The sequence below is a fragment of the Myxococcus sp. AB056 genome (genome assembly GCF_006547365.1).
Taxonomy (GTDB): domain Bacteria; phylum Myxococcota; class Myxococcia; order Myxococcales; family Myxococcaceae; genus Myxococcus; species Myxococcus virescens.
This window is the reverse complement of record NZ_VHLB01000115.1, coordinates 1-24,597: the sequence shown is the minus strand read 5'-3', so window position 1 is coordinate 24,597 and position 24,597 is coordinate 1. Positions and strand designations below refer to the sequence as shown.

The 24,597-nt window shown below is 69.4% G+C and carries 16 protein-coding genes, 5 tRNA genes and 1 other RNA gene; 4 read left to right on the top strand and 18 right to left on the bottom strand.

From position 1 onward, the window contains the following. Positions 1-93: 93 nt before the first annotated feature. The 5 genes from FMP39_RS33015 to mglB form a co-directional block, all read right to left on the bottom strand. A complete protein-coding gene (locus FMP39_RS33015; RefSeq protein WP_194858668.1) occupies positions 94-3,426 on the bottom strand; it encodes a tetratricopeptide repeat protein in 3,333 nt (1,110 codons plus the stop codon). Continuing rightward, complete coding sequence (locus FMP39_RS33010; protein ID WP_141594007.1) at positions 3,426-5,855, bottom strand: tetratricopeptide repeat protein; 2,430 nt, start codon at positions 5,853-5,855, stop codon at positions 3,426-3,428. Before FMP39_RS33010 ends, FMP39_RS33015 begins: the two co-directional genes overlap by 1 nt. Positions 5,856-5,866: 11 nt before the next feature. Further along, a complete protein-coding gene (locus FMP39_RS33005) occupies positions 5,867-6,571 on the bottom strand; it encodes a dihydrolipoamide acetyltransferase (protein WP_141594006.1) in 705 nt (234 codons plus the stop codon). Positions 6,572-6,692: 121 nt separating this feature from the next. Next, positions 6,693-7,280, bottom strand: a complete 588-nt coding sequence (mglA, locus tag FMP39_RS33000) for a gliding-motility regulator Ras-like GTPase MglA (RefSeq protein WP_002637269.1) — start codon at positions 7,278-7,280, stop codon at positions 6,693-6,695. A gap of 11 nt (positions 7,281-7,291) precedes the next feature. Beyond that, entirely contained in the window at positions 7,292-7,771 is a 480-nt protein-coding gene (gene mglB / locus FMP39_RS32995; protein ID WP_002637270.1) for a gliding-motility regulator GTPase-activating protein MglB, read from the bottom strand. A gap of 197 nt (positions 7,772-7,968) precedes the next feature. Between mglB and FMP39_RS32990 the strand changes: the two genes are divergently transcribed. The 3 genes from FMP39_RS32990 to FMP39_RS32980 are packed head-to-tail and all read left to right on the top strand — an operon-like array spanning position 7,969 to position 13,525. After that, positions 7,969-9,615 (top strand): carboxypeptidase regulatory-like domain-containing protein, encoded by a 1,647-nt coding sequence (locus FMP39_RS32990; RefSeq protein WP_141594005.1) that lies wholly within the window; start codon positions 7,969-7,971, stop codon positions 9,613-9,615. After that, entirely contained in the window at positions 9,612-11,582 is a 1,971-nt protein-coding gene (locus FMP39_RS32985; RefSeq protein WP_141594004.1) for a FecR domain-containing protein, read from the top strand. The genes FMP39_RS32990 and FMP39_RS32985 overlap by 4 nt, the downstream gene beginning before the upstream one ends. 2 nt (positions 11,583-11,584) lie before the next feature. Beyond that, positions 11,585-13,525: a protein kinase gene (locus FMP39_RS32980; protein WP_141594003.1), complete on the top strand. Its 1,941-nt coding sequence runs from the start codon at positions 11,585-11,587 to the stop codon at positions 13,523-13,525. 36 nt (positions 13,526-13,561) lie between these two features. Here FMP39_RS32980 and recR read toward each other — a convergent pair whose 3' ends face one another. The 4 genes from recR to dnaX all read right to left on the bottom strand — a co-directional run bounded on the left by recR (position 13,562) and on the right by dnaX (position 17,049). Continuing rightward, positions 13,562-14,155 (bottom strand): recombination mediator RecR, encoded by a 594-nt coding sequence (recR, locus tag FMP39_RS32975; RefSeq protein ID WP_011552029.1) that lies wholly within the window; start codon positions 14,153-14,155, stop codon positions 13,562-13,564. Between the two features lie 6 nt (positions 14,156-14,161). After that, the gene (locus FMP39_RS32970; RefSeq protein WP_011552030.1) at positions 14,162-14,479 is read right to left on the bottom strand and encodes a YbaB/EbfC family nucleoid-associated protein; all 318 of its coding nucleotides are present in this window, start codon (positions 14,477-14,479) and stop codon (positions 14,162-14,164) included. A 94-nt stretch (positions 14,480-14,573) separates the two neighbouring features. Continuing rightward, positions 14,574-15,767: a DNA polymerase III subunit gamma/tau gene (locus FMP39_RS32965; RefSeq protein WP_228558540.1), complete on the bottom strand. Its 1,194-nt coding sequence runs from the start codon at positions 15,765-15,767 to the stop codon at positions 14,574-14,576. A 73-nt stretch (positions 15,768-15,840) separates the two neighbouring features. Further along, positions 15,841-17,049: a DNA polymerase III subunit gamma/tau gene (dnaX, locus tag FMP39_RS32960; protein ID WP_090491909.1), complete on the bottom strand. Its 1,209-nt coding sequence runs from the start codon at positions 17,047-17,049 to the stop codon at positions 15,841-15,843. 37 nt (positions 17,050-17,086) lie between these two features. Here dnaX and FMP39_RS32955 point away from each other — a divergent pair, with 37 nt between their 5' ends. After that, positions 17,087-18,664, top strand: a complete 1,578-nt coding sequence (locus FMP39_RS32955; RefSeq protein ID WP_141594002.1) for a glycosyltransferase family 39 protein — start codon at positions 17,087-17,089, stop codon at positions 18,662-18,664. 65 nt (positions 18,665-18,729) lie between these two features. Here FMP39_RS32955 and ffs read toward each other — a convergent pair. The 9 genes from ffs to FMP39_RS32910 all read right to left on the bottom strand — a co-directional run. Further along, positions 18,730-18,822: signal recognition particle sRNA small type (gene ffs / locus FMP39_RS32950), an RNA gene on the bottom strand. A 30-nt stretch (positions 18,823-18,852) separates the two neighbouring features. Next, positions 18,853-18,939: transfer RNA gene (locus tag FMP39_RS32945), tRNA-Ser, on the bottom strand. A gap of 12 nt (positions 18,940-18,951) precedes the next feature. After that, a tRNA-Ser gene (locus tag FMP39_RS32940) sits at positions 18,952-19,038 on the bottom strand. 5 nt (positions 19,039-19,043) lie between these two features. Continuing rightward, entirely contained in the window at positions 19,044-19,508 is a 465-nt protein-coding gene (gene tadA, locus FMP39_RS32935) for a tRNA adenosine(34) deaminase TadA (protein WP_141594001.1), read from the bottom strand. 20 nt (positions 19,509-19,528) lie between these two features. Further along, positions 19,529-19,605, bottom strand: a tRNA-Arg gene (locus FMP39_RS32930). A 29-nt stretch (positions 19,606-19,634) separates the two neighbouring features. Beyond that, a tRNA-Ser gene (locus tag FMP39_RS32925) sits at positions 19,635-19,724 on the bottom strand. 44 nt (positions 19,725-19,768) lie between these two features. Beyond that, positions 19,769-19,855 (bottom strand) — tRNA-Ser (locus tag FMP39_RS32920). A 93-nt stretch (positions 19,856-19,948) separates the two neighbouring features. Next, a complete protein-coding gene (serS, locus tag FMP39_RS32915) occupies positions 19,949-21,229 on the bottom strand; it encodes a serine--tRNA ligase (protein WP_141594009.1) in 1,281 nt (426 codons plus the stop codon). 146 nt (positions 21,230-21,375) lie between these two features. Then, positions 21,376-24,597, bottom strand: a 3,222-nt coding sequence (locus FMP39_RS32910) for a tetratricopeptide repeat protein (RefSeq protein WP_141594000.1), incomplete at its 5' end; no start/stop codon positions are given.

Below are 24,597 nucleotides of genomic sequence, written 5' to 3'. Positions count from 1 at the left end.
CGGCGGGAGTGGTGGCGCACGCGGACAGCCAGAGGCTGGAGGCCAGCACCACGGAGGTCAGCGCGCGGGCGCATGAGAGACGCGGGCCAGGACTCACTTCGTTCCCTCCCCAGACAGGCGCGGGCCCTCTTGCGGCGTCGAGCGCACGGGGCCGCTGATGCTGCCCACCAGCCCATCCGGGTAGGTGGCGTCCGCGGCGAGCGCCTGCTTGGGCTCCTTGAGCACCGGGTACTCCTTGGGCCGGAAGCGGTTGAGGGACTCCAGCGTGCGGCGCGTCCACTCGTTGGTGAGGCGGTTCTTCCGTGCTTCGGCCAGCGTGGCGGCGTAGCTCTCCACGGCGGCCTCTTCCAGCGCGGTGGTCTGCTGGACCAGCGCGTCCTGGTAGACGACCACCGCCTCCTCGCCCATCCGCTTCACCTCCGCCGGGACGGGCGTCTCGATGATGGTGTTGGCGAAGCGCTCCAGGGCGTAGCCCCGGCGGTAGAGCGCGGCCAGCGTCCACTCCAGTTGCTTGTATGGGTAGACGCGCGCGTACGCGGTGTTGACGGACTTCACGCCGTTGCGCTTGGCCGTGAAGCTGCGCTCCAGCGCCTTGCCTTTGCCGCCAATCTTCAGCTTGTCGAACTTCTGGAACTCCAGCTCGGCCAGCTGGAAGCGGCTGTAGGCGGCGGCATCCGCGGCCAGCGGGTGCGTGTCCGGCTGGAGCTTGCGCCGGTCGAACTCCGCCGCGGACCGCGCCCAGGCGTTCTGGGCTTCGCGCGTGCTGCCCAGCTTCTGGTGGGCGTCTCCCATGCGCCGGTGCGCGTCCACGACCAGCTCCACCTGTCCGGACTGCGAGGCGAACTTGCGCACGAACTCCTGCAGCGCGCGGACCTCGCCACGGGGGTTGCCTTGCTTCTCGTAGATGATGGCGGCGCGGTACTGGTTCTTGGGCGCGTCCTCCGCCTTGGGGAACAGGTCCGCGTAGCGCATGAAGGCGGCGGCGGCCTCCGGGTAGCGCTGCTGGCCCTCCAGCAGGCGCGCGGCGTTGAAGAGCGCCGCCTCCCGGTCCTTCGAGTCCGGGTAGTCCTTCACCAGCTTCTGGTAGCTGACGACGGCCTTGTCGAAGTCGTAGGAGTTCTCCGCGTTCACCGCCACGCGGAACAGCGCTCCGTCGGCCAGCGGGGACGACGGGTATTCGCGGTAGATGCGCTCGTACAGCTTCAATGCGGAGTCGAAGCGGCGCGTGTTCTCATGCGCCACCGCGGCGTTGTTGAGGGCCTTGTCCGCGAACTCGTGGCGGGGCGACTCGTCCACCAGCTCGATGTACTTCGCCGCGGCCTCTTCGTACTTCGACTCGGCCATGAGCTGGTCGGCGAGCTTGAAGCGGCCGGCGAGCTTGAACTTCACCAGCTGCTTGTGCAGGTCGCTGGACGGGTCGATGACCTTGTCGTTGCTGGCCAGCCGCGCGCTGACGGACTCCACGCTCCGCCAGTCCTCGTCGATGAGGAAGGTCTCGATGGTGAGGTTGGTGGCGTAGCGGGCCACCTCGTGGCTCGGGTACGCCTGGATGATGGCCTCGAAGCGGCGGCGCGCCTCGGGGAAGTCGTCGTGCGAGTAGTACAGCTCCGCGGCCTGATAGGCGATGCCGGGCGCCTTCTCTCCAGCGGGGAGCAGGGCGACGTAGGCGTCCGCGGCGGCCACCAGCTTCTGCTCGGTGGGCGCGAAGGGGCGGGGCTTCACGGCCTGGCCCGGAGGTCGCTCCGTCGAGCGCAGCGTCTTGGACTCCGGCACCGTGCCTGCCTGGATGTCCAGCGTGAGCTGCTTCTGCCACGCGAGCACCGCGTTGAGGGCCGCGTCCGGGCGGTGCTTGTTGGCCGCGTCGGTGTCGCGCACCTCTTCGTAGGCGCGCGCGGCGGCGGCGAACTGGAAGGCGTTGTAGAGGCACTCCGCGTAATAGAAGCGCATGTCGCCCGCGCTCTTCGTCCGCGGGAAGCGCTCCAGGTACGTGCCATACGCGCGGGCGGCGATGTCGAAGGCGCTCCGGGCCTGCTCGAACTTGCCCTCCTGCTTGAAGACCAGGGCTTGCTGATGGTGGTAGGTGGCGCTGCCGTACAGGCTGCGCTCGGCCAGCGCGTTGGCGCGGGCGATGGCCGCCGTGTCGCCCTTGTTCTTCTCGTACCAGGCGCCGCCGGGCTGGTAGAGGTTGGCCAGGGCCTCGGACTCGGCGAAGGACAGGCCCAGCATGCGGTCCCGCTCGTAGGCCTGGACGATGCGCTGCTGCACCAGGGGCGCGTCCGGCGCGTCCGGCGCCTTCTGCAGCACCCGGCGATAGGCCTCGATGGCCGGCGCGTGCTTCGTCTGGTCGAAGTAGACGTTGCCCAGCCGTTGGTACACCTCGGCCTCGTAGGGGCGCGGGCCACGCTCGGCGAAGAGCGCATCCGCCCGGGCGATGCCGCCCCACGTGTCGTCCGCCAGGGAGATGGCCACGTACTGGAGGGCTTCCTCGCGCAGGTCGCCGCCGGCCGTCGCGTCGCCCTTCGCCACGCGCTGGGCTTCGTAGAACTCCACCAGCGTCAGGAAGGACGCCACCGCTGGCTCGAAGCGGTCCAGGCGGTAGTACGTCCAACCGAGCTTGTAGAGCGCCTTGTCGTAGAGCGGGTGCGAGGCGTCGCGCGTGGCGGCCTCGTAGGCCTGCGCGGCCTTGGGCAGGGCCTGCGGGTCGTCGTAGTTGTCGAACCAGTACTCGCCGATGCGCACCCAGGACTCGGTGGCGAAGCGGCTCTGCGGGTAACGCGCGATGAGCTGCTGGTACGCGTGGAGGCTGTCGTCGTACTGGTCCTGCTTCTCCAGGCAGTAGGCCAGCAGGTACCAGGCGCCGTCGTTGAGGCGGTAGTCCGGGAAGGTGGCCAGCAGCTTGCGGTAGAGCGCGATGGAGGGCGCGTAGTCCACGCGCGGCTCGGTGGGGAACTCCGCGTCCGGGTTCTTGTCGTGCGCCTCCAGCCGCTCCGCGTAGTCCTTCATCGCCAGCAGGTGGTCGTCCGACGAGCGCTCGTAATACAGCTCCGCCAGGCGGAACATCACGTCCGGCGTGAAGCGCGGCTCGGTGGGGTAGCGGCGCAGGAACTCCTCGAACCGGGCAATGGCGTCCAGTCGCTCGCGGCGCTCCTGGGCCTCCAGGTCCTTGAGGCGCTTCTCGTAGGAGGCCGCCAGCGCGCCACGCTTCTGCTCGTAGCGCTGCTCCACCAGTTCCTGCACCTCACGGTGGAACTCGCGCGCCTCGGACTCGTAGAGCTCCAGCGCGCTGCTCACCTCCTGGAACAGCGCCTCCTGTTCGGGCGTGCGTCCCATGCCCTGGAGGTAGGAGGCCGCGGGCGCGGCGGGGGCCTCCGCGGCGGAGGCGGGGCCAGCCAGGGCGAGCAGCGCGGCGAGGAGAGGGGAGCGCATCACTCCTTCACCTCGGACAGGACGTCCTGGAACTCGGCGTCCAGCTCGCGCAGCGCCTCGTCCTTCTGCGTGGAGAGCGTCTGGATGGCCGTCGTCTTGTCCTGCTTCTCGTTGAAGGCCACGTCTACCACGCCCACGTCCGCCTTGAGCACCAGGTCGTAGAACTGCTGCCGCACGCGGCGGATGCTGTCGTAGGCGATGCGGCCCACCAACTGCCTGGCGTCACCGGAGACGGCGGCGACCTCGGCCTCGTAGCGCTCCAGGAGCTGCTGCTCGGCCACGACCTTCTCGCGGATGACGCGGCCCCGGCGCTCCAGCCGCTCGCGCACCACGTTCCGGGCCGTCGTCACGCGTTCGCGCAGGCCGTCCAGCCGGCCGCGCACGCCCTGGGTGCGCCGCAGCGTGGCCAGGACCTCCGCGTCCGCCCGGGGCTCCGCTTCGCGCAGGATGGCGTGCTCGCGCCGCAGGGAATCGGCATAGGCGACGCGGATGGCGCGCTCGCCGGCCAGGGTGGTGTCCACTGCGTTGCGCTCGTCCGCCAGCCGCGCGCGCGTGGCGGTCAGCTCCGCCTTGAGGTCCTTCAGCGTCTGGACCTCGGCCTGCAACTGCAGCAGGAACTCGCGCTCCTCGTCCGGAGGCGTCTGCCGGTGAGTCCGCGAGTCATCCACCCACTTGCGTATCGAAGCGGCGATGGCGTTGAGCGACTGAAGCTCGAAGTCGAGCCGGTGGGCCTCTCGGTCCAACTCGTCCACGCGCCGCTGCATGCGCTCGCGGCGGTCCTCCAGTGTCTTCAACGAGGTGGGCAGCGCGGAGAAGCGGCGCTCCAGGGCTTCACGCGCGTGCTGGGCCTCCGTCAGCCGCGCCAGCTCGGCGGGCGTGAGCACGGCCTGCATCGCGAGCGTCTCCACCCGCACCAGCTCCGCCTCCGCTTGGGTGAGGGCGGTGTCGACCGCGTCCGCGCGCGTGTTGGCTTCCTGCAGCTCCGGGAAGGTCTCCAGGCCGCGCGTGTCCAGGGCGTGGAGGATGCGCTGGGCAATGGCCGCGGCCTCGCTCCGTCCCCGGCGACCGCTGTCGATGTCCTCCACTGTCTGCACCGCGTCCGCCACCTCGCGCTGCGTGGTGGCGTACTTCAGCACCAGATGCGGCAGCACCGTGCGCATGTCCAGCGGGCCGTCCGCGCGCACCAGCAGCCGGTCGAAGTACGCCACCGGGTCGCTGTGCGAGCTCAGCAGCGCGTCCACCTGCTCCCTGGGGGGCCGGAAGGTGTCGATGACCTGGGTATAGGTGTCGGTCGCCTCGTCGTACCGGCGCAGCTTCTGGAGCAGGTTGCCCTGGAGGATGCGGCCTTCGGCGGCGAGCTGCGAGTCGGGCGCCACCAGCAGGAGGATGTCGATGGCGTTCTTCGCCTGCTGGTAGTGGCCCCGGCGCACGTGGACCCAGGCGGATTCGTAGAGGGAGTCGGGGAAGGACTCGCTGTCACGCGGCACCTGGCCATAGCGGTCCAGCGCGTCGTCGAAGCGGCCCGTCTCGTACAGCAGCCGCCCCAAAGACATCAGCGCCAGCTCGCGGATGCGGCGGGCTTCCTCCTCTGGCGTGGGCGCGGAGCGGCGAGGACCCGTCCTGCCCGGAGCGGCCTGTGCGGCCTGGGCGGAGGGCGGGGTGGCCAGCTGCTGGAAGCGGGTGATGGCCGCGGGCAGGTCACCTTCCTGCACGGACAACACGCCCAGGTGATAGGCGGCCTGGAGCCGGAAGGCGCCGTTGGGCGCCTGCGCCAGTGGCGTGAAGGCGGCGCGGGCCTGGGCGATGCGGTCCGCCGGAGACAGGTCCGTGCGCCGGAACAGCCACTTCGCGTGGACGTAGGCAATCTCCGGGGACAGCTGCCCACCGGACAGCGCGCGGGCCTGCGCCACGTATGCCTCGACACCCTCGAAATAATTGAGGCGGCCGGCCACCGTCAGGTAGCGCGACAGGGCCTCGCGGTAGTGCCCGGAAGTCGGGGGCAGGGCCAGCAGCTCGCGCAGGTACAGGCGCGCGCCAATGTCGTTGCGCTGCTCCAGGAGCGAGTCCGCCAGGTAGAACAGCGCGTCCGGATAGCGCGGATGCGGGCGGAAGCGCGGGTCGCTCACCAGGTCATAGAAGAGGACGGACGCCGCCGGCCAGTCGCCCAGCAGGTAGTGGATTTCGCCGTCGGAGAAGCGGCGCGCGAGGGCATCGTCGTCACTGGGCTCGGCGCGCTGGGTGAACTGCGTCTCCACGAAGCGGAGGTTCTCCTCGACGCCGAGCAGTCCCGTCTCCACCGCGTCGAGCCGCGGCGACAGGTCGCGCGCGGTCGGCGGGGGCGCGTGCACCTGAGCGGGCTCGGCGGAATGGACGGCCGCCGGCCCCAGCAGGACCGCCGCGAGAGCGAGGGCGCGGAGTGACGCGTTCACCGTCTGGTCCTCTACTGACCGGGTGTGGAACGGGTGACGGGCGGTGGGGCGGCGGGCGCGGCCTTGCGGCCTGACTCACGCGCGACGGAGACGTCGTAGCGCACCGCGGGCCGGTCCTTCAGGTCCGTGGTGATGCCGCCCTGCTCGTAGCCCACCACGTGCACGGTGGACGTCTTCCCTGGCTCCGCGCTGAAGGTGTAGCTGGACTGCACCTTGAACTTGTAGCCCTCCAGGTAGCTGAACACTCCGTAGCCATTGCCCCGGTACACGAGGCGCACGGCGAGCTGGTGCTGCCCGGGGACGATGCGGCCATTGAAGACCTCGAAGAGCTCGCGCTTGCCCAGGTCCGTGTGGCCCTCTTCATCCACCTGCGTGTAGACGGGCGCGCCGTCGAGCGCGTACGCCACCGACTCCAGTTCGAAGGAGCCGCCCATCTCGTTCTTGTGGATGATGACGGCGCGAGCGCCCGTGGAGACATCTCCGCCCAGCACCGTCTCCTGCAGCAGCAGCAGGCGCGCCTTGGAGCGGTAGATCTTCTCCTTCAGGTCGACGACGTTCTCCTCCAGCGTCTTCACGCGGGTGTCGAACGCCTCGTCCGCGGTCGCTGCGGCCGATGCTGACGGAGGAGCGGTTGCGGCGGGCTCCTGCGCGAGCGCCGGCCCACAGAGGGCGGCGCTCAGCAGGGCGAGGAGCGGGAAGGTGGCGGCGACACGCACGGTACGACCTCAGTGGGCAGACGGTCCGACCTGACGGCAAGGGAGGACATAGCACCCTTGCCTGTAGGACGTCTTGCCACGCCGTGGGCGGGGACCGGCGTCGCCCGCCTGGGCGCTTGCTTCAACCACCCTTCTTGAGCTCGGTGAGGACGAGCTTGGCCACGGCCTTGAGCGTGTCGAAGACGCCCACGCCCGTAGGAGCCACGGCCTGGTACTCCGGGATGTTGCGGGGGTTGAGCGCCTTGCGCATCTCCTCCACCGTCACCGCGTTGGGCAGGTCGCGCTTGTTGTACTGGATGACGTACGGAATCTTGTTCAGGTCGTAGCCCTGCTCCGCAAGGTTGATGCGGAGGTTCTCGAGCGACTCCATGTTCGCTTCCATACGTTCGATCTGGCTGTCTGCCACGAACACGACACCGTCCACGCCCTTGAGGATGAGCTTGCGGCTGGCGTCGTAGAAGACCTGACCGGGCACCGTGTACAGGTGGAAGCGCGTCTTGAAGCCGCGAATCTCACCGAGCGACAGCGGCAGGAAGTCGAAGAAGAGCGTGCGGTCCGTCTCCGTGGAGAGGGAGATGAGCTTGCCCTTCGTCTCCGCGGCGGTCTTGTTGTAGATGTACTGAAGGTTGGTCGTCTTCCCGCAGAGCCCGGGCCCGTAATAGACAATCTTGCAGTTGATTTCGCGGGATGAGTAGTTGATGAAGGACATGGCTTCCCGGGTTACTCGCTGAAGAGGTTGTCGATATCGTCGTCGGAGATCTCGGCGAAGGGCGACCCAGCTCCAGGACTGTCAGTCTTCTTCACCAGGCTCTCGAAGATCTTCGTGAGCTCGTCGCTGGCCTTCTTGATGCGAAGGCGGACGAGGCCGAGGCTGGTGCGGTTGTCAAAGATGACGACCAGCACGACCCGGCTGCCGACGATGGTCATGTACAGCGAGTCCTTGGCCCCCTCGTGGAACTGGTTGGGGAACTCGTTCTCCCCAATCAGCTTGGCCAGGCCACCCATCGCGGCCACGTTACCGGCCGTCAGCGAGGCCAGTGACGTGGTGTCGATGTTCTGCGTCTGACCCGCGGAGGAGATGAGCTGCCCGTTCTTGTCGACGAGGAAGACCACCTTCGCGTTCGCGTCCTTGGTAAGCCGGTCGCAAACGGCGTTGATCTTGGTGAACTCCTCTTCGTACATCACCAGTTGCGTGCCCATGGGCGTATGCGCTCCTCAGCGTTCGCTCGTCCCGCTCATGGCGACGCTCCGATGTTTCTAGAGTGAATCCACGAGGTTAGACGAGGCGCTACCGACCGTCAGGATGCTTAGCAAAGCGTATCCACTCCAGCAAGAAGCCTTCCGCTTCCTGGAGGAGGTTCCGTGCCCGTTCCCATGCCCTCCGGACGCACTGTGGGGTGGAGGCCACGGATCCGCACCCTGGGAGCGTGGGGCCTGAAAGAGCCCGTCCCACGGGGTTGGGGGCCTTCCCGGCTTTCTCTATACTCCGCTGCGTTTTGCCGCCCCCGCTTCTCCCGCGTTGCTTCGTGGCGCGCCTGGCGCTGGTGCTCCTCGTCCTGCTTGCCACGTCCCCCGCCCACGCGGAGGAAGTGGCCGAGCACGCCTCGTCGCGTCTTCGCTACGGGCTCTCCCTCCGTGACGGCCGTCAGGCGGATGTAGGGCCCGGGCTCACCTATGAGGGCTTCACGCCGAACGACGTGGCGGCCGTGGGCACTGCGTGGCTGGGCACGTCCTGGCTGGGCGCGTGGGCCGGGTTGCAGCGGGAGGCCTTCGACCTGCGGGAGGGCGCGCTGCGGATCACCGGTGGCAGCCTGTGGCGGGCCTCGGTGGGCCCCCGGGCGCGCGCCTTCCTGGGCCCGGTGCGCGCGGAGCTGGGCGCGGGCTATGGCTTCTCGCAGCTTCCCCACTTCAGTGACTCGGCCGAGCCCGTGTTCCTTAAGGGCGTGCGGCATGCGGCGGTGGTGGGCGGCCTGGTGCGCTTTCCGCTGATGCTGGGGCTGCAGTTGGAGGCGCGCGGTGAGCTGCCGGTCTCGCTGTTGGTGCGCGACGCCACGGGCGCCCGGGCGGAGGCGACGGGCTTCTCCGCCGGCGGCGCGCTGCTGGTGCCGCTGCGGCGAGCGGAGCGCTGGACGGGCACGCTGGTGCTGGACTTCCAGCACGTGCAGGACACGGTGACGCTGGAGGACGGGACGCAGTCCCGGCAGCGGCTGCGGCGGATGGGCGCGGCGCTGGAGCTGGCGTGGCATGACGGTGCCCGGACGACGCGGCAGGTGCCCGTGCCGGTGGTGGTGCCCGGGAGCGTGCGGTTTCACGTGCTCGACGCGCGGACGGGCGCGCCGCTGCCCGGAGCGCGGGTCATGGTGGAGGGCGAGGCGCACGTGGCGGACGCGCAAGGCCTCGTCGAAGTGGCGTCCCTGTCGCCCGGGCCGGTGTCCGCGCAGGTGACGGCGGAGGGATACGCGTCCGCGGAGGCGACGGCCACGGTGGAGGAGGGCACGCGCGCGGAGCTGGAGGTCCGAGCCGCGCCACTGCCGCCACCGACGGGCGCGCTGCGGGTGACGGTGGTGGATGCGCGGACGGGCGCGCCGCTGCCGGACATCCGTGTGTCGGTGGGCACGGCCCAGGTGCGCACGGACCTGGCAGGGCAGGTGGTGGTGAGGGACCTGGCTCCGGGGCCCGTGGCGGTCGCGGTGGCGTCTTCCGGCTTCCGGTCCGCGGATGAAGCCGCGGTGGTCCTCGCCGGACAGGAGTCCACGCTGTCGGTGCCACTGGCGCCGGAAAAGAAGGGGACGCGGGCCACGCTGGTGGGACAGGTCCGCAGTGTGCGAGGGGGCAAGCCATTGGCGGCGACCCTCCTCATCACGAAGGCCCGGGTGCGCGCGCGCACGGATGCGAAGGGGGCTTTCAATGTCCAGGTGCGGGGTGGCACCTACCGCATCACCATCTCCGCGCGAGGGCACCTGTCCCAGACGAAGGTCATCACCCTGCGCGAGGGGGAGCGGACCATCCTCAATGTCGACCTCTTCCCGAGGAGGAAACGGTGAGTGCCCCGCGTCGTTGGTTCCTGGTCCTGCTGCTCCTCGTCGCGGGGTGTGATGATGACGCCGTGGCGCCGCCTCCCGGGCCCTCGGCGGTGGTCGATGCCGGCGCTGGCGAAGTGCTGGGCCGCCTGGAGGGTTTGAGCGGCGACGTGCGCCTGGAGCGAGGTGGCAAGCGGGCGCCCGCCGAAGCGGGGCCCTTGTACGGGGGCGACGCGGTGGAGACGGCCGCGGGTGGTGCGGCCACGGTGCGATTCCCGGATGGCCGTTCCGTGGAGGTGGGACCGGACGCGCGCTTCGCGCTGGGCGCGGACTCGGGAGGCATCGTGCTTCAAGTGGAGCGCGGCATCCTGTTGTCGCGCGTGCCCGCTGGCGCGACGCGCACGGGCCAGGGCTCGAAGGTGGCGCTGACCATCCGCACGCCCTTCGGCCTCACGCGCGTGGGGGCGGATGAACCCAGCGAGGTGCGCGTGCAGGTGGCCGAGGACGCGGGCCGCGTCGAGGTGCGGCTGGGCGCCATCGAGTTCGTGGGCCGCGATGGCAAGACGCTGCGCGCGTCTGAAGGCGACGCGGTGGAGGCGACGTCCGGCCGGACGGAGCTGGTGGCCCGCGGGGCGCGTGTCCTGGAGCTGGCGCCGATCCCGGTGACGGTACGGCTGGCGTCGGGGCGCGCGGAGGTGCGGGCCAAGGGGGCGTCGGACTGGCGTCCGGTGGCGAAGCAGGGCGAGGTGCTCTCTCCGGGAGGCAGCGTGCGCACCCGGCGCGGAGGCTCCGCGGTGCTGGCGCTGGAGGGCTCGTCCACGGTGGCGTCACTGGGGTCGGACGCGGAGCTGGTGCTGACGTCCGCGGAGCAGGGCGGCGCCACGGACGAGGCGCGCTTCGACTTGTTGAGAGGCTGGCTGAACCTGCAGCTCGCGCGAGGGCGTACCAGCCGGCTGGTGCTGCCGGGGCTGCAGGTGGAGGGCGGCGGTGAAGCGCGGCTGGCGGTGCGCCGCACGGCCGCGGGCTATCTGGTGGATGCGCTCACCGGACAGGTGACGCTGGTTCGCGGAGACGCCCGGCAGGCGCTGCGCGCGGGTGAGCGCGCCACGGTGGAGGCGGCCTCCGCGCAGGCGCCACGCGTCGAGCCGCTCGCGCCCGCGCCGCTGGCCCTGGGCGTCGTCGACGGCGCGGAGGTGTTCCATCCTGGGCTGCAGGAGGTGGCCATCACCTGGGAAGGGGAGGGCGAGGCCATGGTGGAGGTCGCGGAGGACGCGGCCTTCACGCGGCCGGTGCTGTCAGGCACGGTGTACCGCCCCTTCATCAACGTGCCCGCGCCGGTGCGCGGCATGCTCCACTGGCGGGTGCGCCGCAAGGATGGGACGCAGGTGTCGGGAAGCGCGTCGTTCGCGCCGGAGCGCGCGGTGCGCTCTCTGGCGCGGGTGCGCAACGTGGTGCCCGAGGGGCCGGAGAAGACGACCATCTTCTACCAGGACAAGCCTCCGGCGGTGACCTTCACCTATGCCTCGGAGACCTCCGCGGCGCGCTACCGTGTGGCGGTGTACCGCGCGGGGGCATTGGAGACGCCGGTGGCCGAACGCACCGTGACGGAGGCTCGCGCCGCGCTGGACGCCGGTGCGCTGAGCGAGGGCAACTACCTCTGGTCCGTCACGCCGCTTTCCGCCACGGGTGCACAGCTCAAGGGGGGACGGATGAACAAGCTGGAACTGGTCTACGACAACTCGGTGCCGGTGCTCATGGTGTCCACACCGCGCAACGGGCAGGCCGCGGGCGCGAAGGTGCGCGCGGCCGGTGTCGCACCTGTGGACGCCCGCCTATCCATCAATGGACGCCCGGTGGCGCTGGATGGCAAACACCGGTTCAACACCTGGGTGGAGCCGGTGGGCTCGCCGCCCGTATTGGTGTTTAAGATGACGCGTCCTGGTGCCCCGGCGGTCCATACGGTGCGCACTCTGAAACAGCGAGGGCCGTGAGGATGTCCCCCCCCCAGACGACCCTGCCTGTGACGGAAGCGGGCCTTGTGCCCCTGCTTCAGCCTTATGGCCCGTACGTGCTCGTGCGAAAGCTGGCCGAAGGCGGCATGGCGGAAATCTTCCTCGCCAAGCTGCTGGGCGCGGACGGCTTCGAGCGCAACGTCGTCATCAAGCGGATGCTGCCGCACCTGACGAACAACCCCGACTTCGTGGAGATGTTCCGGGACGAGGCGCGGCTGGCGGCGAAGCTGGCCCATCCGAACATCGTGCAGATTCAGGAGCTGGGCTTCGCGGACGGTTGTTACTACATCTGCATGGAGTACCTCGCGGGCGAGGACTTCTCCACGACGCTGCGGCTGGCCGGGCGCAAGCGCCACTACGTGCCGCTCCCCGTCGTGCTCCGCGTCCTCATCGACGCGGCGCGCGGGCTGCACTTCGCGCACGAGTTCACCAACGAGGCCGGGCAGCCGCTGAACGTCGTCCACCGCGACATCTCTCCGTCGAACCTGTACCTGACGTACCAGGGGCAGGTGAAGGTGCTGGACTTCGGCATCGCCAAGGCCGAGTCGCGGCTCGTCAACACGCGCACGGGCGTGGTGAAGGGCAAGTACATGTACATGGCGCCGGAGCAGGCGCGCGGCAAGGAGGTGGACCGCCGCGCGGACATCTTCGCGCTGGGCGTCAGCCTGTACGAGGCGCTCACCCATGTGCGGCCCTTCTCCCGGGAGAACGACCTGGCGGTGCTCAACGCGCTGCTACAGGGCGAGCTCAAGCCGCCGCGCGAGCTGCGGCCGGACTTGCCCGAGGAATTGGAGGCCATCCTCCTGAAGGCCATGGCCTTCAAGCCGGAGGACCGCTACCCCACCGCGGAGGCGTTCGCGGACGCGCTGGAGACGTTTCTCTCGGAGCATCTCAGTGGCTCGGGCGCGATGCCGCTCGGGGCCTTCTTGAAGGGGCACTTTGGTGAGGAGCGCTTCACCGAGCGCTCACGCATTCCCACGCTGGCCACGCTCACCGCCACGTACGGAGGCGCCGCGGCAGGGGCGCAGGGGCAGGCTTCGGGGGCGGAGGCGCATGGGACGAACCTGTATGGCGTGCTTGCTCGGGAGGGGGATGCCACGTCCGCCCAGCGCCCCGGCATGTCCATGCGGCCTTCCTCGCCAGGTGTGCCTGCCCATGGCGCGGCCTCACGTGGGCCGACGTCGCCGGAGTCTGCGCCCACGGCCGGAGGCCGACGCTGGCGTACGCTGGCGGTGGGATTGGCGGGCGGCCTGATGCTGGCGGCGGCGGGCATCGTTGGATATCGGCAGTGGATGACGACGCCCGCTTCGGTGTCGCTGGTTCCGGCCACGGCGCCCGTCGTGGAGGCCGTGGCACCGGAGGCTGGTGCCGCTCAGGCCGACGCGCCGATGGAGGCCGTGGCACCCGTGGGGGCCGCCGCTGAGGCCGGTTCTCTGACGGACGCCGTGGCCAATGGGGCGGGTGGCGACGTGGGCGAGACGGATTCGGCGCGGCCCCCCGTGGATGCCGCCGGTGCGACGGAGTCGGACGAAGCCGGACTTGCTGGAGCTGCGTCCGATGTCGAGCCGGAGGCGGATGAGGAAGGGGCGGACGCGGCACCTGTGCGGTCGAAGAAGGCCTCGTCGCAGAAGCGGGTGACGCTGGGCATCGACGACGTGCAGCGTGTCGTCTCGCGTGGACGGGCGCGCATCACCACGTGCTTCGAGCGCTACAAGGCGGACCTGCCTTCGAGCCAGGGCGAGGTGCAGGTGCAGCTCACCATCGTCTCGTCGGGCAAGGTGCGGGCGGGGACGCGGGGACCGCTGGCTTCGTCGGGCGTGGGCCGCTGCCTGGAGGCCCAGGCGGAGCGCCTTCGCTTCCCTCCTCACCGGGACCAGGAGGTCACGGTGGTGATGCCTTTCTCATGGCGGGTGACGCAGTAGCGGCGCGAGGAGGCTCGCGCCGCCACCGCGCGTGGCCTAGAGGTCGCGGCGGGCGGAGAGTGCCTTGGCGAGCGTGGCCTGGTCGGCGAACTCCAGGTCGCCGCCCATGGGCAGGCCCTGGGCGATGCGGGTGACACGCAGGCCCATGGGCTTGAGCAGGCGGGTCAGGTAGAGCGCGGTGGCTTCGCCCTCGACGTCCGGGTTGGTGGCGAGGATGAGTTCCTCCACCCGGCTGTCGTTGAGGCGCTCCAGCAGCTCGCGGATGCGGAGCTGGTCGGGGCCCACGCCCTCCAGGGGAGACAGCACGCCGTGCAGGACGTGGTAGCGGCCCTTGAACTCACGGGTGCGCTCCAGCGCCATCAGGTCTGCGAACGTCTCCACGACGCACAGCACGCGCTCGTCGCGCCGAGCGTCCCGGCAGAAGTTGCAGGTCTCTGCGTCGGTGAGGGAGAAGCAGCGCACGCACAGGTGCACCTTCTCCTTCACCTCGCGAATGGCCTGCGACAGCTCCGCGGCATACTCACCCGGCGCCCGCAGGATGTGGAACGCGAGGCGCTGCGCGGTCTTCTCGCCGATGCCTGGCAGCTTCGCGAGCTGGGCGACGAGTCGATTCAGCGGATCGGGGGTCATCCGGTATCAGGTAATGCCGGGGATCTTGACGCCGCCGGAGATTTTCGCGAGCTCGCGCTGCATGTGCTGACGGCTGCTCGCCAGGGCAGCGTTGACCGCGGCGGTGATGAGGTCCTCGAGCATCGACGTGTCGTTGGGGTCGATGGCTTCCTTGTCGATCTTGATGCTGCGGATCTCCTGGATGCCGTTGGCGACGACGGTGACCCGGCCGTCACCGGCCTTGGCCTCCACGCTCTCTTCCGCCAACTGCTGCTTCCGCTCTTCAATCTTCTCCGTCAGCTTGTTCGCCTGCCGGATGAAGTAGTTCAGGTCGACGCCAGGCATATGCTTCCTCGGTGCTCGTGGGAGCGGGCGCCACGGACATGGCCCCGCCCCGGCGTGGAATGGGGCGCCACCCTACCGTTGCGCGAGGCGGTTGTCAGGCGCTGTCGTCGGAGGTGTCGTCCGCTGGCACGGCCCCGGGGCGCTCGGGCTCGTAGACCTGGATGTGTTCGATTTCGCCTCCCAGGAACTTGAGCACCGCCCGGACGGCGGGGTGGCTGCGGACCTTGCTGTCCGTGTTCTTCTCGTGGGCGGCGCGCGTCTGTGCGTCCTGATCGGCCAGACTGGGGCCCAGCCGGGGGTCGTCCGGAGACGCATCCTGGATGGTGAGCTTCACCTGGCGGCCGAAGTGCTCGGCCAGGGCCTTGTCCACAGCGGCCTTGCCCGCGGTGGAGTTGACGGCCATGCGGTGGAAGCCGGCCACGGGCAGGAAGCCGAGGACGATTTCGCCGTTCTTCATGGACATCAATCGCCCGTTGGAGAGTGCCGCGCCCTGCCGGGGATGGGAGGCCTTCACCGTCTCCACGGCGGCCCGCCAACGCTCGATGAGGGGCAGGTTGGGGTTGTCCCGAGAGCGGGTGACAGGGGGCGGCGGGGGCGGCTCTGGCTCGGGCTCGGACTCGTGCTGGATGACGAGCTCGGACGCAGGCGGCGGCGCGGCGGCGACTTCGGGGAGGCACTCACCGGAGGCACAGCCTTCGGGGGAGTTCTCTTCGGGGTAGTAGCGCGCGTCCTCTTCCTCCGCGTAGGGCGGAGGTTCCGGCGGCGCGATGGGCTCGGGCCGCCGGATGTTGGTGACGCGGACCGATGGCGCGGGCTCGGTGGTGCGCGACAGCGGCGTTGCGCCCGCGGGAGGCACGGAGGGCAGGGGTGTAGGGGCCGTGGGCGCCTGGGCCGAGCCGCCGTTGCGGAGGAATGAGAGCGGGCGCGCGGCGGAAGGTGACAGTCCCTCCATCACCGGGCCGGAGGGGACCATCTGCGTGGCCTGGTAGCCCTGAGGGGACGGGGTGGCGCCGCCGCTGTTGCGGAGGAACGACAGGGGGCGGCTCGCTGCCGGTGACAGGCCGTCCATGTGGGGCCCGGGCGGCGGCGGTTCGGCCGGATGCATGGCGCCGGGAGGCGCAAAACGAGGCGGCTCGTCCTGGCGCGAGGCTCCCACCTGCGCGCTGCCATGGAAGGGCTCAGGCGGGCGAACCTCATCGGCGACGGGCCTCGTGCGCGGCGGCTCGTCCTGGCGCACGGCCGCCATCGGCGCTGGCGGCTCGCTGGCGCGCACAGGCGTCTGCGCCACGGGCGCACCCCTCGCTTCCCACGGACGTGGGGTGGGGGCAGCCGCCTGCATCATGGAAGCGTCGTGTCGTGTTTCAGGCGCGAAAGTTCGTGGGACTGGAGCGACCTCCCGGCGCTCCAGCGTTCGACTTCGCAGAACCTTCACCCATCCCCGCCGCGAGCTTGTCCACGCGGGCAAGCAGCTCGGGAATCGAACCACCCGGCGACAACTGGATGGCCTTGAGCAGCGCCATCTCCAGGGCCAGCCGAGGCTGGGCCGCACGTGACACGTCCCAGATGCAGCCGTGCACCACGTCGAACAAGCGCGTGAGCTGCGCGGCTTCCGCGTCCTGCGCCAGCGCCATCAGCGCCTTCTGCTCGGACTCGGCCAGCTCGTCGGGTGCCTTGCCCAGCGTCTTGGTGACGAAGAGATGCCGCAGTTGGAAGGCCAGCTCCTCGGCCAGACGCTTCAAGTCCAGGCCGCGGTTGAAGACTTCCTCCACCCGCTCCAGTACCCGCTTCGCGTCCTTGTGGACGAGCGCATCGGCGAAGTCCTGCACCAACGTGCGGTCGATGGCGCCCAGCGCGTCGGCCACTTCCTCGTCGGAGGGGTTGGCGCCGCACGAGGCGAGCACCTGGTCCAGGAGGCTCAGCGCATCGCGCATGCCGCCTTCGGACTGGCGCACGACCAGCGACAGCGAGCGGTCGGAGATACCAGCGCCCTCCGCCTTGCAGATTTCCTGCAGACGCTGAAGCATCCGCGCCGCCGGAATCCGCCGGAAGTTATGGCGCTGGCACCGCGACAGGATGGTGTCCGGGAGCTTGTGCGCCTCGGTGGTCGCGAAGATGAACTTCACGTGCCCGGGCGGCTCCTCCAGCGTCTTGAGCAGCGCGTTGAACGCCGCTCCCGACAGCATGTGGACCTCGTCGATGATGTAGATTTTGTGCCGGTCCCGCTGGGGCAGGTACTTCGCGTTCTCGCGAATCTCGCGGACGTTCTCGACGCCGTTGTTGGAGGCACCGTCGATTTCCGCGACGTCCACGCTGGTGCCGGCGGCAATCTCCGTGCAGGCACGGCACTCGCCACAGGGCTGGGCGGTGGGGCCCTTCTCACAGTTGAGCGCCTTGGCGAGCAGTCGCGCGGCCGTCGTCTTGCCCACGCCACGAGGTCCACAGAACAGGTACGCGTGCGCGACCCGGTCCATCTTGATGGCGTTCGCGACCGTCCGGACGACGTGCTCCTGTCCGGTCATGTCGTCGAACTTCTGTGGGCGCCATTTGCGGGCGAGAACGAGGTAGCTCATGGGGGGCGTCATCTAAACACGGCGGCGTGAATGATCCATGTCGTTGCCCTCCCACGAGGTGGGATTCCACTCCCCGTCGGGCTCGGACCCTGGGCGGGCAGACGAACGCTTCACACCTTGCGTCCGGGAACGCGGGCGGAAAGAGTCGGCCGCGCCCGTGTCCGCCCCCCTCCCTGCCACGCCCGCTGATTCCATCCCGACACCCGAGCCCACCTCTCTACCGCCCGGGGCCACGCCCCAAGAGGCGCCGGTACGGAACTGGATGCGCTGGGTGCTAGGAGCAGTGGCGCTGCTGCCTGGCCTCATCGCGGTGGTGCAGTTGGGTCGCATCCACCCGGATGAGGTGTACCAGTCGCTGGAGCCCGCCTGGTGGCGCGTCCACGGCTACGGCGTCCTGGCCTGGGAGTGGCGCGAGGGCCTCCGCAACTGGGCCGTGCCCGGCGTCCTGGCGGGCTTCCTCAAGCTGGCGGACCTGCTGGGCATCACCCACCCGCGGGCCTACCGCGTCGTGGTGGCCATTCCGCAGGTGGCCTTGCACGCCTGGAGTCTCTGGGCCGCGTACCGCTTCGCCCAGCGCCGAGCGGGGACCGCGGGGGGCCTGCTGTCGACGTTGCTCGTGGGGCTCTACGGGCCATTGCTCGTCTTCGCGGGGCGCACCATGGCCGAGTCGATTTCCGCCTCGCTGCTCATCGTCGCCGTGGAGGCGCTGGACCGGAGAGAGCGGCTCGCAAGGGCAGGGCTCGTGGGTGGCATGGCTCTGGGACTGGCGGTGGTGGCCCGTTACCCGTCGGCCGTCTTCGTCCTGGCGGCGCTGGTGTGGCTGGCGGCGGCGAGGCGGTGGCGACTGCTCGCCTTCACGTGTGCTGGAGGATTGGGCGTGGCGGTGGCGCTCGGCGCGCTGGACTGGGCGACGTGGGGCTCGCCGTTCCATTCCTTCTTCGCCTATGCGCGCTTCAACGTCTTCTCGGGCAAGGCCGCGGCTCAGTTCGGAGCCGACGCACCCAGCTTCTACGTGAAGCCGCTGCTCACCGCCGTGCCGCTCTGGGCCTGGGCCGCCGTGCCCGTGGGAATCGCCGCGCTTCGCCAGCGCCGCGCCCTGTCCCTGCCGCTGTGGTGCGCCGCCGTGTACACCGGCGTGCTCCTGGCCACCGCGCACAAGGAGGCGCGCTTCCTCTATCCCGGCCTGGTGCTGGGCGTGCTGGCCGCGGCGCCACCCGTGGCGGCGGGCCTCGTCCAGCGTGCTCGGCCAACGGGGCGCTGGGGCCTGGCCGGACTCGCGCTGGTCGCAAGCATGAGCGCGGCCGCCTTCTTCCCACCCGGGGACCTGCGGGCAGACCAGTTCCGCGCGATTGTCGCCGCCACCCGGGGCAACGCGCGGGGGCTGCTCATCGTCAATGAGGGGCTGTGGGGCTCGGGCGGCTACTTCTACCTGGGGAAGCGGATTCCCTGGCTCACCTGTGACTGGCCCCACGACGGCGCGTTCCAACGCGCGCTGCGGGACAGGACGTTCAACCGCGCCGTCACCTTCGAGGACCGCGCGCTCGCCGAGCTCCAGGCCGGCGGCTTCCAAATCGTCCGGAAGGTGGGCCGCGAGACGATTCTCTCCCGCGAGTAGGGGAGGGGAATGGCCAGCCCGCAAAGGTGAAGAGCCGGTGCCCTTGACAGGACACCGGCTCTTCAAAAAGGACGGCCGGGACACACGCGGAAGTACGCTACCGTTGCTTCCTTCCGGACCTGGCGGGGTTCACGCCCCCACGTTGTCCCGACCATAAAGAATGTAACCACGTACTGCAGAAACAACAACGGAGAGGGTGGGATTCGAACCCACGATACCCTTTCAGATATACACGCGTTCCAGGCGTGCGCCTTCAACCGCTCGGCCACCTCTCCAAAAATCTGGAGCGGAGAGCGTAGGATTCGAACCTACGATACCGTTGCCGGTATGCCTGATTTCGAGTCAGGTGCCTTCGACCACTCGGCCAGCTCTCCAGTATTCAATTGTCACGTTTCTTCGCACGCAAGCGCCCGAAAAACGTCTTCAAAAGCAGGCGGCTCTCGTCCGCCAGGATACCACTCGTGACTTGGAGCCGGTGATTGTGTCGAGGCTCTTCAACCAGGTTGTACAGCGAACCCACCGCACCGGCTTTCGGATCGAAGGCACCGAAAACGAGTCGTGTCACGCGAGACTGCACCAGACCTCCGGCGCACATGGCACATGGTTCAAGTGTCACATACAGGGTGACGCCTGAGAGCCGCCAGGCACCGATCTTCCGGGCTGCGGCATCCATTGCCAACATCTCTGCGTGAGCGAGCGGGTTGCGGTCCACTTCGCGGCGATTGAATCCAGTGCCAACGACTTCATCGTTGAACACCGCCACCGCACCTACGGGGACCTCTCCGAGTTCCGCTGCTTCCCGCGCGAGCGATAGCGCCTGCTGCATGAAAGCTTCGTCACTCATGGAGAACTGCTCGAAAGAAGTGGCGCTCCCTGGAGGATTCGAACCTCCGGCCTTCGGATTCGTAGTCCGACGCTCTATCCAGCTGAGCTAAGGGAGCATTTCTTCCGGCGCTGCTACAACAACAAGTGGCGGAGAGAGAGGGATTCGAACCCTCGATACCCTTTCGAGTATGCAGGTTTAGCAAACCTGTGCCTTCAGCCTCTCGGCCATCTCTCCAACTCTTCTCTGTCAAAGAGCCAACAAATTCAAGAACAAAAACTCGGAGGCGGTAGGATTCGAACCTACGGAGAGCTTGCACCCTCTGCGGTTTTCAAGACCGCTGCCTTCAACCGCTCGGCCACGCCTCCATACCATCGGGGCCGACTAGGCACCCCGCGGACCGACGTCCGTGGGGCCGCCCTTCTACCTGATTCTTCGCGCGTTGCAAGCCGGATTCAGACTCAAATCGGTTTCAGTTCCTTCAAGCCGCCCATGTACGGCACCAACGCCTCCGGAATGGCCACGCTTCCGTCCTCGCGCTGGTAGTTCTCCAGGATGGCAATGGTCGTCCGGCCTACCGCCAGGCCGCTGCCGTTGAGCGTGTGGGCGAGCTGGGGCTTGTCCCCCCTCTGGGCCCGGTAGCGAATCTTCGCCCGGCGCGCCTGGAAGTCGCCGCAGTCAGAGCAGGACGAAATCTCCCGGTAGCTGTTCTGTCCGGGGAGCCAGACCTCGATGTCGTACGTCTTCCGGGCGGCGAAGCCCATGTCTCCGGTGCACAGGAGCATGACGCGGTGGTGGAGGCCCAGGCGGCGGAGGATGTCGCAGGCGTCGTCCGTCATGGTCTCGAGTTCGTCCAGGCTCTTCTCCTGGTGGGCGAACTTCACCAGCTCCACCTTGTGGAACTGGTGCTGACGGATGAGGCCGCGGGTGTCCTTGCCGGCGGCGCCCGCCTCGGCCCGGAAGCTGGGGCTGAAGGCGCAGTAGCGGATGGGCAGGGACTCGCCCTCGAGGATTTCGTCCGCGTGGTAGTTGGTGACGGGCACTTCCGCGGTGGGGATGAGGAAGCGCTCCGGCTCGCCCAACGTCTTGAAGGCGTCGTCCTCGAACTTGGGGAGCTGACCGGTGCCCATCATCGTCTCGCGCAGCACCAGGTAGGGCGGGAGCAGCTCCGTGTAGCCCTTGCTGGTGTGCACGTCGATCATGAAGGTGACGAGCGCCCGCTCCAGCCGGGCCAGTGCGCCCTTGTAGAAGGTGAAGCGGCTGCCAGACACCTTGGCGGCGCGCTCGAAGTCGAGCATGCCCAGCTTCTCACCCAGCTCGAAGTGCTGCTTGGGGGCGAAGAGCAGGTCGGGCTTCTGCCCCCAGATGCTCACCTGGACGTTGTCTTCGGCGCCGCCGCCCTCGGGGACGGACTCATGGGGCACGTTGGGGATGAGCAGGAGGATGCGGTTGAGCTCCTCCTCCACGTCCTTGAGGCGCGCTTCCTTCTCCTTGATTTCCTGGGAGACGGCGCGGAGGTCACCGCGGAGCGCGTCGAGCGCCTTCGGGTCCTCCTTCGCCTTGCGCTTCATCTCCTCGTTGGCGGCGTTGCGGCGCGCGGCCAGCGACTCCACGGAGACATACAGCTCGCGGCGCTCGGCGAAGAGCCGCTGGAAGGGGCCCAAATCCAGGTTGCCGCCCCGCGTCTTGAGCCGGGCGACCACCGCATCGAAGTTCTGCGCAACGTTCCGGAGGTCCAGCATGGAGCACGCCTTGTAGTCACCCCCGGTGAGGCCAGCAAGGTTCCTCACGTCTGGGGTGCTCAAGGCCGGACGCCGCCCCCCCCTCCGCCCTGACTCCGTGGGGGAGGGGAGGCGCCGGGCGCGGAGACGTCCGGCGGACGACGACCTCAGTTCTGCAGGTCGTAGATTTCGTCCTCGATGTCCTTCTTGTCGGTCGCGTCCGGCTTGCGGGAGAGGTAGTCCTTGAAGGCCTGCACGGCCTCCCGGCGCTTGTTGCGCTCCTTATAGGCGAAGCCCAGGTAGTAGTAGGCCATGGGGTTCTCCGAATCGAGGCTGGTGGCCTTGCGGTACCAGTCGATGGCCTTGGCGTGCTGGGCCTGCTCGGTGAAGGCGCGGGCCACCTTGTAATAGACGTAGGTGAGCTTGGGGTCCGCCTTCAGGGCCGACTGGTACCGCTTGATGGCGTCGTTCCAGCGCGCGGCGGCGAAGTACGCATCTCCAATGGAGCCCAGCACCCGCGTGCGGCGGGGGTCGGCCTTGAGGCTGGCCTCGAACGCGGTGATGGCCTCGTCGAACTGGCTGCCCTCCAGCAGCGCATGGCCGAGCGCCTCGTGGGCGTCCGCGTGGGCGCCATCCAGCTCCACCGTCTTGCGCCACGCGCTCATGGCGTCCGGCAGGTTCTTCGCGTCCCGCAGGATGACGCCGTAGGCGTAGTGGTAGTCGGGGCGGTTGGGGGCCCGCTCCACGGCCTTGCGCATGCTGTCCAGCGCCTGGGTGAACTCCAGCCGCTTCGCCTTCACCAGCGCCAGGTAATAGAGCGCCTCGTGGTTGGAGGGCTCGTTGCTCAGCGCGAGGCCCAGGTTGCTCTCCGCGCCCGGCAAATCGCCCCGCTCCAGCAGCACGGCGCCCAGCGTAATCGGGATGGTGGTGGAGCGCGGGTCCTCCGTCTTGGCCTTCTCCAGCTCCGCCACGGCCTCTTCCAACTGCCCCAGGCGCCACAGCACGAGCCCGCGCTGCAGCCGGCCGTCCTTCAGCAGGTGCGGGTCCAGCTCCAGGGCGCGGTTGGCCTCCACCTTCGCCGTCTCCAGGTCGTCCGTCAGCAGGGCCACGCGGGACAGGCCCAGGTGGGCGTCCGCCAGGATGGGGTCGAGCTTCACGGAGCGCTCGAATTCCTGCTGGGCCAGCAGCGTGTTGTTCTCCGCCAGGGCCAGCTCGCCGAGGCCCGCGCGCACGCCCGCGTTCTCCGGTGCCTTCTTCGCCGCCTCTTCGAGCTCAGGCCGCGCCTCCGCGTTGCGGCGCTGGGCCAGGTAGAAGCGGCCCAGGTAGAGGCGGGCCTCCACCAGGTTGTCGTCCGCGGCGATGGCTCGCTTGTAGTGGCCCTCCGCGTCGGAGAGGTTGTCGAGCGCGTCCTCGATGCGTCCGTAGAGGTAGGCGATGCGCGCCTCGTTGGGGAACACGCCGTTGGCCTTCTTCACGGCCTCCAGCGCGTCCTGCATCTTCCCGGTCATCACCAGCGCGGTGATGTGGCCGTCCGCGAACTCCAGGTTGTTGGGCTCCTCGGTCGCCAGCGCCTTGTAGATGGGCAGGGCGCCCTCGAAGTTGCGCTGGGCGCGCAGCACCCGCGCCAGCTGCCCCCGGAGGAAGGTGGACTTCGCGTCCATTTCCAGGGCGGCCTTGAGCTCGGCCTCAGCCTCCTTCGGCTGGTGCTTCTGGAACATCGCCACGCCCTTGAGGCCGCGGGCGCGCGCCAGCTCCGCGGGGCCCAGCGCGGACTGGACGTCCTCGGCCAGCGCCCGCTCAACGGCCTCCGTGCCCTTCGCCACGTCCTTGCGGACCAGCAGCTCCACCGCGGCCAGCTCCACCGCGGAGGCCACGTGCTTGGGGTCCGCTTCCAGGGCCGCGGCATAGGCGGCGGCGGCTTCGTCGGCGCGGTCGGCGGCCTGGTGCAGGTTGCCCACGGCGTGGTGGGCCTTGGCGGACTTCGGGTTCTTCGCCAGCACCTTGTTCAGCGTGTCCAGGGCGCGCTTCTCGTCGCGCTTCTGCGAGTAGGCCTCGGCCAGCAGGAAGGCCAGCTCCAGGTCGCCCTGGGTGTCCTCGCGGCCGTAGGCGCCGCTCAGGGGGGGGATGACCGAGTCCGCCTGCCGGGAGGTGAGTGCGATCGCCGCGGACGCCTTGATGACGTCCACGTCCTTCTCTCCCAGGAACTCGATGTCCGCCAGGTCCTGACGGCAGCGGCTCAGCTCGTTCGGATTGCCCGCGGCGTAGCGGCGCTGGAGGTAGTAGACGGACTGGCACCACAGCGAGCGCACCTCCGGGTACTCCTTCTGCGCGAGCACCTTGGCGCTGAGCTCGCGGGCCTGCTTGTAGCTGGCGAAGGTGTCCGTGAGCAGCGCCTGCTTCGCGTCCGCCACCTGCTTCGCCTCGGCCGAGCCGTCGGAGATGCGGGGGGGGAAGAGGGCGCGGCGGCCGAAGGCACCGTAGCGCGTGCCGAACTCCGTGCCCGCGCCGATGCCCGCCACCACTACGGCGACGCCCGCGGCAATCATCATCGGGACGCGCTTCTTCCACTTCTCCGTGTTGCCGCTGCGGTCCACCACGGACACCGCGGCCATGCGGCCTTCATAGAGCTGCTCCAGCCGCTTCATGTTGGCCTGCGGGCTGGCGCCGTCCACGCGGGGCGCGTCGACGACGGCCGCGGCAGGCGCCGCGGTGGGCGTCACCAGCTTGGCGGGGCCTTCCATGAGCCGCTGGATGGCGGCGGCGAAGGTGGGCACCGTGCCGATGGCGGACCAGGTCTCCGAGTCCAGCGACACGTCCTCGTTCCCGAGGAGCTGCCCGTCCTCGAGCATCTTGACGATGACGCCCTCGTCGAACGGGCCGAACACCTTGCCCGAGCGCCGGCGGACGTGGAAACGGCGCACCTTGGCGCCCGCCTGGGCGCCGCCGTCCTTGCCCGCGGCGTCGTCGATGAAGGACAGCATCTCCAGGCCGTCCGCGGGGCCCGCGTTGGGCGGCGGCGGCAGCGGGTCGGAGAGGTCCGCTTCCAGGTCGTCATCCGGCCGGGCGGTGGGGTCGAACTCGAGCGAGTCCGGGATGCCGGGCGAAGAAGGCGCGCCGAAGTCCACGTCACCGAAGTCCACGGCCGGGTTGACGGCGACGGCTGGCGCGGGGGCCGGGGGCTCCGAGAAGTCGATGGCGAACGGGTCCGCACCCGGCGCTGGCGCGGAGCCGAAATCGGCGGCGAACGGATCCGCCGCGGGGGCGGGGGCCGGTGGGGCGCTGAAGTCGACGGCGAACGGGTCCGCACCGGGCGCGGGTGGCTCGTTGAAGTCGAACGACAGGTCCGGTGCGGCGGGGGCCGGCAGGTCCGCGAACTCCAGGGCCTGGGG